8 protein-coding genes are annotated in these 9,014 nt (G+C 70.4%); all 8 read left to right on the top strand.

Features of this window, described 5'->3' with window-relative positions:
* The coding region (locus tag GH736_RS12105; RefSeq protein WP_159603577.1) for an FHA domain-containing protein at positions 1-371 on the top strand (371 nt) is incomplete at its 5' end.
* Positions 368-4,864: an FtsK/SpoIIIE domain-containing protein gene (locus tag GH736_RS12110; RefSeq protein WP_159603579.1), complete on the top strand. Its 4,497-nt coding sequence runs from the start codon at positions 368-370 to the stop codon at positions 4,862-4,864. The genes GH736_RS12105 and GH736_RS12110, both read left to right, overlap by 4 nt.
* A 119-nt stretch (positions 4,865-4,983) precedes the next feature.
* Entirely contained in the window at positions 4,984-5,271 is a 288-nt protein-coding gene (locus GH736_RS12115; RefSeq protein ID WP_159603581.1) for a WXG100 family type VII secretion target, read from the top strand.
* Between the two features lie 85 nt (positions 5,272-5,356).
* The gene (locus tag GH736_RS12120) at positions 5,357-5,683 is read left to right on the top strand and encodes a hypothetical protein (RefSeq protein WP_159603583.1); all 327 of its coding nucleotides are present in this window, start codon (positions 5,357-5,359) and stop codon (positions 5,681-5,683) included.
* Between the two features lie 13 nt (positions 5,684-5,696).
* Positions 5,697-7,043, top strand: coding sequence for a hypothetical protein (locus tag GH736_RS12125; RefSeq protein WP_159603585.1), 1,347 nt, complete (start codon positions 5,697-5,699; stop codon positions 7,041-7,043).
* Positions 7,044-7,074: 31 nt separating this feature from the next.
* A complete protein-coding gene (locus GH736_RS12130; RefSeq protein ID WP_159603587.1) occupies positions 7,075-7,677 on the top strand; it encodes a hypothetical protein in 603 nt (200 codons plus the stop codon).
* The gene (locus GH736_RS12135; protein ID WP_159603589.1) at positions 7,674-8,237 is read left to right on the top strand and encodes a hypothetical protein; all 564 of its coding nucleotides are present in this window, start codon (positions 7,674-7,676) and stop codon (positions 8,235-8,237) included. Before GH736_RS12130 ends, GH736_RS12135 begins: the two co-directional genes overlap by 4 nt.
* Positions 8,234-9,014, top strand: a 781-nt coding sequence (locus tag GH736_RS12140; RefSeq protein WP_203230745.1) for a hypothetical protein, incomplete at its 3' end; no start/stop codon positions are given. The genes GH736_RS12135 and GH736_RS12140, both read left to right, overlap by 4 nt.

A 9,014-nucleotide genomic window follows, 5' to 3' on the forward strand; every position in this document is an offset into this window, starting at 1 on the left:
CCCCGCCGGCCGCACCGGCGCCCCGCACCGAGCTCGTGCTCGTCTTCGACGACGGCACCCGGCTGCCCGTCTCCGAGCCGGGGCTGCTCGGCCGGAGTCCGGCCGTCGCGCCGGGGGAGTCGCCCGTGCGACTGGTGCCCCTCGTCGACGAGAGCATGCGCATCTCCAAGACGCATGCGGCGTACGGCGTCGACGACGGCTCGCTCTGGGTGGCCGACCGCTCGTCCAAGAACGGCACGTTCATGGAGCTGCCCGACGGCTCCTCACGCCAGCTGACCCCGGGCATCCGCACCCCGGTGCCGGCCGGCGCCACGGTGGCGCTCGGCGGACGACGATTCATCGTGACCGTGGCATCCGGAGGCACTGCATGAAGCTCAAGCTCGGACTCCGCCGACACAGCGGGTCGCCGGTGGACGTCATGGTGACCGCCGACTCGACGGCCACGGTGCAGGACATCGCGCACGCGATCCTGACGAACGACCCCCAGACGGCTCGGCTCGGCGGTGCCGCCGGCGTGGGCGTCGTGACACTGGCGGTCGCGCCGCCCACGTCCACCGAGCCCACGATGCTGGATCCCGAGCTGCCGATCGGGGACGCGCCGATCGGGTCCGGCTTCAACGCGGCCGTCGTCCCGCACAGCCCCCGTTCCGCTCGTGCGTCGGAGGGCGCGGCAGCCGTCATGCGGGTCCTCTCTGGACCCGACGCCGGTCGCGAGTTCCCGCTCCGTCGGGGCAACAGCGTCATCGGCCGCGCGGTCGGCGTCGACGTGCTGCTCAACGACCCGCTCGTCTCCAAGCGGCACGCCAGGGTCGAGGTGGACCAGACGGTCGAGCTCGTCGACCTGAACTCCGCGAACGGGCTCATCGTCGACGGGGGCCTCGTGCAGCGGGTCCGGGTGTCACCCGGACAGGTGGTGACGATCGGCGACAGCGAGGTGTCCTTCTCGCTCGTCGCAGGCACCGACCATGCACCCGATCCCGTGCTCGAGCGCGGCGGTGCCCTCATGTTCAACCGGTCGCCGCGGGTCGAGGTTCGCTATCCCGGCATGGAGCACAAGCATCCGGTCGTTCCGAGCGAGGCGGAGCCGAGGCTCTTCCCGTGGCCCATGATCGTCGCGCCCATGATGCTCGGGCTCGCCATGTTCTTCATCACCATGAACCCGTTCTCGCTGTCGATCGTCGCCATGTCGCCACTGATGATGCTGGGCAACTTCATCGGCCAGCGCACCCAGCAGGGGAAAAAGCTCCGGCTCGAGGTCGACACCTTCGAGGAGCAGCTCGAAGAGCTGGAGGAGACCCTGGCACGTGAGACGCTCGTGGAGCGCGAGCGCCGGCATGCCGAGGCACCCGCGGTCGCCACGGTCTACGAGGCGGCGATGCGGCTCGGCCCGCTCCTCTGGACCCGTCGGCCGGAGCACTGGAACTTCCTCGCACTTCGCCTGGGAATCGGTGCGGCCAGGAGTCGCAACCCCATCCAGGCGTCGAACGAGCAGAAGGGCATCGTGCGATACGCCCGGCAGGTCGATGCGCTGCGTCAACGGCACGAGACGATCGACGAGGTGCCGCTGGTCGAGATGCTCCCGCACGCGGGCGCGATCGGCATCGCCGGCCCCCGCCATCTCGCGGCGGATGTCCTGCGAGGCATCGGAATCCAGATCTTCGGGCTGCACGCGCCGAACGAGTTGATCACCGCCGCCATCGTCGGCCCGGCGTGGGCGAAGGAACTCGACTGGATGAAGTGGCTCCCGCACACCACGAGCCCGCGTTCGCCGTTCGCCGACCTCGCCCTGGCCGACAGCCAGTCGGCCGGCACGGCGCTGCTCAACGGCCTCGAGGAGGCCATCCTCGGGCAACTGTCGGGAACGCCGAGTCGGCGCGGACCCCTCCGCGAAGAGGACACGTCCATGGCGCTCGGTGCCAGGGTCGGCGAAGGCAAGGAGGGCGGGAGCCGGCTCGAGGGCGACCTCGCCCTGGTGCTCATCGCGTCGAACGACGCCCCCGTCGACCGGCCGCGGCTCACCCAGGTCATCGAACGCGGCGCCGACGCCGGCATCTTCACCGTGTTCCTCGCCCCGACCGTCGAGTCGCTCCCTGCAGCATGCCGCACCTACATCGATGCCACCGAGGGCTTGGACCGAGCGCGCGTGGGCTTCGTCCGGGCCGGCGAGGCCCACGAGGGCATCGTCGTCGAAGGCGTCTCGAACGAGTACGCCGAGGTGTTCGCGAAGCGCCTGGCGCCGGTCGTCGATTCGAGTTCGGTCACCGCCGACTCGAGCGACCTGCCACCCAGCGTCTCGCTGCTGAAGCTCCTCGGCCCCGACCTGGCGGCGCAGCCCACCGCGGCGATCGAGCGCTGGCGGCAGAACAACTCGATCCTCGACCGGTCACGCGGGCCTCGTCCTCGCCTGAAGCGGGCCGGCACGCTGAAGGCGTTCGTCGGCCAGGGAAGCCCTGACGCCATGTCGCTCGACCTGCGCACGCAGGGGCCCCATGCGCTGGTCGGCGGGACGACGGGTTCGGGCAAGTCGGAGTTCCTCCAGGCCTGGGTGCTCGGCATGGCCGCGGAATACAGCCCCGATCGGGTCACCTTCCTCTTCGTCGACTACAAGGGCGGATCGGCGTTCGCCGACTGCGTGGAGCTGCCGCACTGCGTGGGGCTCGTGACCGACCTCAGTCCCCATCTCGTGCGCCGTGCGCTCACGAGCCTGCGCGCCGAGCTCCATCACCGCGAGCACCTGTTCAATCGCAAGAAGGCGAAGGACCTCCTCGAGCTCGAGAAGCGGCAGGATCCCGAGACGCCGCCCGCCCTGGTGCTCGTCATCGACGAGTTCGCCGCCTTGGCGGGCGAGGTCCCCGAGTTCGTCGACGGCGTCGTCGACATCGCTCAGCGCGGGCGGTCGCTCGGCATCCACCTGATCATGGCGACGCAGCGACCGGCGGGCGTGATCAAGGACAACCTGCGCGCGAACACGAACCTCCGGGTGGCACTGCGGATGGCGGATGTCTCCGACTCCAACGACGTGGTCGGCGACCCGGTCGCCGGCACCTTCGACCCGTCCATCCCGGGCCGCGGCATCGCCAAGACCGGGCCGGGCCGGCTCGTCCCGTTCCAGTCGGGCTACGCGGGCGGCTGGACGAGCGATGCGCCCGCGGTGGCGCAGGCGAAGGTCGCCGAGCTGCGCTTCGGCTCGACCCAGGTCTGGGAATCGACCGCCGACGACGAGCCCGACGCCCATGAGGGCGAGCTCGGACCCAACGACCAGCGCCGCATCGTCGCGAACCTCGTCGCCGCCGCGTCGGCCGCCGGCGTCCCGGCGCCGAGGCGGCCCTGGCTCGACGACCTGAAGACGACGGTCGACCTGCGCGAGCTGCCCCTCGACGGTGACGGGCGGATCCCGCTCGGCCTCGCCGACATCCCCGAGCGACAGGCGCAGGAGCCGGTGTTCTTCGAGCCCGACACCGACGGCCACCTCCTGGTCTACGGCACCAGCGGCGCGGGCAAGACGGCAGCACTTCGCACGATCGCGACCGCGGTGGGTGCCGCGCCCGAGGTCGGCACGGCGACGGTCTACGGGCTCGACTTCGGCACCGGTTCGCTTCGCTCGATCGAGGCCCTCCCGCACGTGGGATCCGTGGTCGCAGGCGACGACGTCGAGCGCGTGCAGCGGATGCTCCGCACGATCAGGAGCATGCTCGACGAGCGCGCCAAGCGGTTCTCCGCGGTGAACGCGGGCAGCCTCAGTGAGTATCGCGACCTCGCAGCACGGCCGCGCGAGCCCAGGGTGCTGCTGCTCATCGACGGATTCGGGACCTTCAAGCAGGAGTGGGAGAGCACGGCCGCGCGTTCGGCGTTCTACAACATCTTCATGCGGGTGCTCGGCGAGGGTCGCCCGTTGGGCATCCACGCCGTCGTGAGCGCCGACCGGTACGGCGCCGTGCCCACTGCGGTCAGTGCCAACGTCAGTCGTCGGGTCGTCCTTCGCATGTCGGATGAGGGCGCCTATTCGATCCTGGGCGCGCCGAAGGACGTGCTCAACGAGCGGAGCGCTCCTGGCCGGGCGATCGTCGACGGGTTCGAGACCCAGCTCGCCGTCATGGGCGGAACGGCGAACGTCGCCCAGCAGACCGCCGCGCTCCAGGCCTTCGGTGCCGAGCTCCGCTCGCGCGGCGCCCTGGAGGCGGGGGAGATCGGTGCCCTGCCGACCGAGCTGGACATCACCGCGCTTCCCGACGCCGTCGACGGCCAGCCCGTCCTCGGCGTCTCGGAGGACATCCTCGGGCCACGAGGATTCGAGCCGGTGGGCACCTTCGTCGTCACGGGGCCGCCGCGAAGCGGGAAGTCGACGGCCCTGCGCGCGCTGGCCACCTCCATGGCGCGGTTCGATCCAGAGGCGAAGTTCTTCCACTTCGGCGGTCGTCGGGCGGTGCTCCGGGACTTCCGTCCGTGGGTGCGGTCGGCGGCGAGCGTCGAGGACGCCCGTGCCCTCGCCAAGGAGCTCACGGGCATCGTCGGCGACGAGACCGTTCCCGGCCGGATCGTCATCGTGATCGAGAACGTCACCGAGTTCGCGGACTCCGACGCCGAGCGTCCGCTCAAGGAGCTCTTCCAGGCGATCAACCGGAGCGATCACTTCCTCATGGGCGACGGAGACGTGAGCCAGCTCGGATCCGGATACGGCTTCATCGGGGACTTCAAGGGAGGTCGGCGCGGCATCGTGCTCAAGCCCGACACCTACGACGGCGACGCGGTCTTCAAGGTCCCGTTCCCCCGCGTGCAACGGCACGAGTTCCCCGAGGGCCGTGGCCTGTTCGTGGAGAACGGACGCGCCCTGACCGTGCAACTGCCGTTCGTCGCCTCCGATTGACGCGCCGGCCGGCGCGCCCGGGGGTGGGGACCGCTCCCCATTGAGTCGCGTATGTACCCCCAATACGGTGGAACCCGGATGGTCCGCAGGGGGCCGAAATCAGAAGAGAAAGGCCGATAATGGCTGACTTCAAGGCTACGTACTCCGAGATGGAAGCGATGGCGGGCAAGCTCGAACAGGGCCGCGAGGACATCGCCGACATCCTTCGCCAGCTCAAGCAGGGCGTCGACACGCTGCTCGGCGACGACTTCAAGACCGAGCACGCCTCGGGCAAGTTCGGCGAGGGCTACACGGAGCTCACGACCGGACTCGAGTCGGCGATCGACGGCATCCGCGACATGGGCGACTCGCTGCGCAAGATGCAGCAGGCGATCAAGGACACCGACGCCGCGCTCGCCGGGCAGTAGCACCTGCGCTCAGGGGAGGGCGTTCGCCCTCCCCTGAGGCGTGGACCTCCCAGCACACCACCTTCTCGTCGAACAGGACACGACAATGGCCGATGTGTACATCAAGGTCGATCACCTGAACCGGCTGAACGGCTCGCTCAAGCAGATCCTCGTGGAATTCGCGGATGCCGCGAAGCGCACCGACGCCCTCCAGGACATGATCGGCCGTCCCGACGGACGCAGCAGCCTCCGCGATCGGACCCACGAATTCGAGGGTGGCTGGGACGACCGCCGCAACGCGCTGATCCAGAAGCTCACGGGCATCCAGGCCGCAGTGGAGAGCACGTGCACCGGATGGCAGGACTTCGACCTCGAGGCGGCGGACAGCCTCAAACTGCAGGAGAACGACGGCGCGAACCTGCCGACGCGATGACGGGGAGTGGAAGATGAGTGAACTGCGGACGCACCGCGGTCATCGGGTCGAGGTGCTCGAGGGCGACGCACAGGGCGTCATCGATCGAGGCAAGGAGATCGAGGACCTCGGCGAGCAGATGATCGGCGCAGCCGACGTCCTGCGCGAGATCGGCGACGGCGCCAGCGAGGAGCGAGGCCGCTCGATCGAGAAGATCCGCGACGAGGTCGGTGACGCGCATGCCGAGCTGCGCAAGGCGGGTGAACGCTACAAGCCGACGGGCACGGTCATGAAGACCTACGGGTCCAAGCTGGCCGACGTGCAGGCGGCGATGCGCACGATCGTGACCGACGCGCTGGACGCGAAGTCCACGCTCGACAGCAAGCGGCACGCGGCGGCGACCGCGGCGCAGACGGCGTCGAACGCGCCCGATCCCGACCCGACCGATCCGACGGCGCTCGAACGTCAGCGACGCCTCGACGAGGCTGCGACCGACTCCCAGGGCGCGGTGGACGACGCGGAGGCCGACCTCGACGCGCAGTTCGCCCTGTTCGACTCGCAGTGGGACACCTGGGACGAGGCGTACGACACGGCGCTGCGTGGCATCACGGATGCGACGGAGGGCAATGTCAGCGACGACTGGACCGACAACCTGGCGGGCGTGGTCGAGGTCGTGCTCGAGGTGCTCACCTGGGTCGGCGTGGCACTGGCGATCGCAGCCATCATCATCGGCGGACCGTTCATCGCCGTGATCGCGGCCATCGTGGGCGTCATCGCCCTCATCGGCACGTTGTTCCTCTACGCCAAGGGCCGCAAGGGCCTCGGCGACGTCGCGTGGGCGGTGGTCGGGGTGCTGCCGTTCGGCAAGCTCGGCAAGCTCTTCCAGTCCGGCAAGCGGCTGACGGCGATCAAGGAGTTCCTCGGCGGTCCCTACCTCGAGATCGCCACGCCGCTCCGGCGCATCACGGCGTTGCGCGGGCTCACCGATCCGGCCAGCCTCCGGGCGGGCGGCAACCTCGGGAGCCGCGCCGCCTCGGGCCTGGCATCGCGGCTCGGCCGCGACTTCTCGGTCTTCCAGGGCGCCGGGCCGAAGAACATCCTCAATCGCATCATCGGCGGCTCCAGCCGTGGCTACTCGCTCTCGATCGCGCAGAACTTCGCCAACCTCTCCGCGCACCACCAGCGCGTGATCACCCCGCACCTCGGTGCGCTCGCCGATGTCATCAGCGGCGGCGCGAAGCCCGTGGCGCTGAGCGAGGGCATCGCGAACTCGCTCGAGTTCGGGGTGAAGCGCGGCCGCATGGTGCTCGGCCGGGTCAACGAGATCAGCTCGTGGGGCGACCCCCAGCCGGTCGACACCTGGCGCGCCCAGCTCGCGTGACGGCACGACCGACCTCGATAAGGTGTTCACGATGCCGCTGACCGAAACGCCCGCCGTCCCACCCTTCCGCCTGATGCTGCCGGCCGGGTGGGAGGAGCTGCCGGCCGACCGCGCGAGCATCGGCCTGCTCATCGAACGTTCGAGTGCCGTCTTCGCGTCGCAGCACCGTCCCGACCTCGATGTCGAGTTCCGGCGGATGCTCGAGACGGCGTATCGCAAGATGCAGCAGGGTCGGGTGTTCGCCCTCTACCTGCAGACGTCGGTGCCGGCCGAGCGCATCCTGCCGATCTCCATGACCGCTGCGGTCGCGGACGGCCAGCTCGGCGGAACGCTCGACCGCCAGGTGACGGCCCTGTTCAAGGAACGGGGTGCCGAGTTCCTCACGGACGACCGCACCATCGTCCGGTGGCAGGCCGACGCCTCGAGTGGCGGTGACCTCGCCGGCACCCGCGCACGCGTCATCAACTACCTCGTCCCGGTGCCCGGCACGGGGCGCCGGTCGGCCGTGGCCTTCACGACGACGATCCCGTATCCCACCGACGAGGACGACGGCTTCCGTGATGCGTTCGTCGATGAGCTGTGCCTGCTCAGCGACACGATCGTGAGCACCTTCGCGTGGGAGCCGGCAGCGTGAGATACGAGATCGAGTACGACGCGGCGGTCTGGTTCCCCGCGCCGGCGGCGTTCCCATGGGGGCCGTGGGCCGATGAACAGGCGTGGACCGAGGCACTCGTCGACGCCTACGAGACCGACCTCGGCGACCTGACCGCCGATGCCCGGGCCGCCATCGCCGAGTTCGCGGCAATGGCCCGCGCCCAGCGAACCGAGCTGGCCACCGAATGCCTGCTCTTCTGCCCGCGCGGAGTGCCGGCGCTCGGCGTGGCCAACATCTTCGTGGGCGAGCACGACGCGGAGGTGGTCGACCTCGAGCACGAGGCCGGCGACGACGAGCGTGCACAGCTGCCGCCCACCATCATCGAGTTCCCGACGGAGCACCTCGGTCGGGGCCGCCGTGCCGCGATCGTGCTCCCGTCGAGCGACCCCGAGATCGCCGCCGGTCGACTCAACTACGTCTTCGATGCGGCAGGGGTCGCCGTCGCCGTCAGCGGCACGGCCGACAGCGCGCGGGATGCGGGGTTCATGGCACCGTTCCTCGATGAGCTCGTCCGTGGGATCCGCCTCGAGGCGGCATGACCACACGCGGTCCCGAGTCGGGCACCGCCGGCCCCGACCAGTCGGCCGTCGCCTCGGCGGCGGCGCTGGCGGCCGCCGCACGCTACGAGCGCACGTTGAGCGACGGACTCGCCGTGGTCGTGCGTCCGATCGAGGACGCAGCGCTCGGCGCCCTCGATCGGAGGGCCATGCAGGTGATCCAGGCCATCGACCGCCGCTACGACCGCCGTCTCCGCGACCTCCGCCTCGAACTCGCACGGGCGGAGGATGCCGACGCGCCGGAGTATCCGGGCGGCGCGAGCCGAGAGCTGCTCGACGGGCTCGGCTTCCTCTTCGCCATCGTCGGCGCGGGCATCATGTTCGCCGGCCGGTCGGGGAGCCTGCCGATGGCCGTGGCGGCGTGGAGCGCGGTACTGCTCATCGGGGCGGGCACGGTGCTGCACGCGATCAGTGCCGTCGTCACGCGACACGGTCACGCGAGCCGATCGACGCCCGGCTATCTCGCCTTCACGGTGGTCTCGGCGTTCGGCTCCGCGATCGTCCTCGCCAACTGGCCCGGCGTCTCGGACCCCACGACCGCCGCTCTCGTCGTCGCGCTCTTCGTGCTCGGCGCGGCTGCTGTCGTGCTGCTGGTCGTCGCGTCGGTCCGGGCCTGGAACCTCGCCCGCCGCATCCGCGACTTCGATCGTTCGATCGCGGCCCTGCGGGTCCCGTTCGAGGCCGAGGCGGCCGAGCTCGGGGCCACCGCCGCCGCAGAGGCCGCCGAGGTGCTCGAGGCGATGGAGGGCCCACGGCGCC

Origin of the sequence: Agromyces humi (assembly GCF_009720255.1) — a bacterium.
GTDB lineage: Bacteria > Actinomycetota > Actinomycetes > Actinomycetales > Microbacteriaceae > Agromyces > Agromyces humi.

Bases quoted from the DNA above. Each gene is read 5' to 3' on its own strand.
- GH736_RS12125 (WP_159603585.1), top strand. From the start codon at position 5,697: ATGAGTGAACTGCGGACGCACCGCGGTCATCGGGTCGAGGTGCTCGAG.
- GH736_RS12120 (WP_159603583.1), top strand. From the start codon at position 5,357: ATGGCCGATGTGTACATCAAGGTCGATCACCTGAACCGGCTGAACGGC.
- GH736_RS12110 (WP_159603579.1), top strand. From the start codon at position 368: ATGAAGCTCAAGCTCGGACTCCGCCGACACAGCGGGTCGCCGGTGGAC.
- GH736_RS12130 (WP_159603587.1), top strand. From the start codon at position 7,075: ATGCCGCTGACCGAAACGCCCGCCGTCCCACCCTTCCGCCTGATGCTG.
- GH736_RS12115 (WP_159603581.1), top strand. From the start codon at position 4,984: ATGGCTGACTTCAAGGCTACGTACTCCGAGATGGAAGCGATGGCGGGC.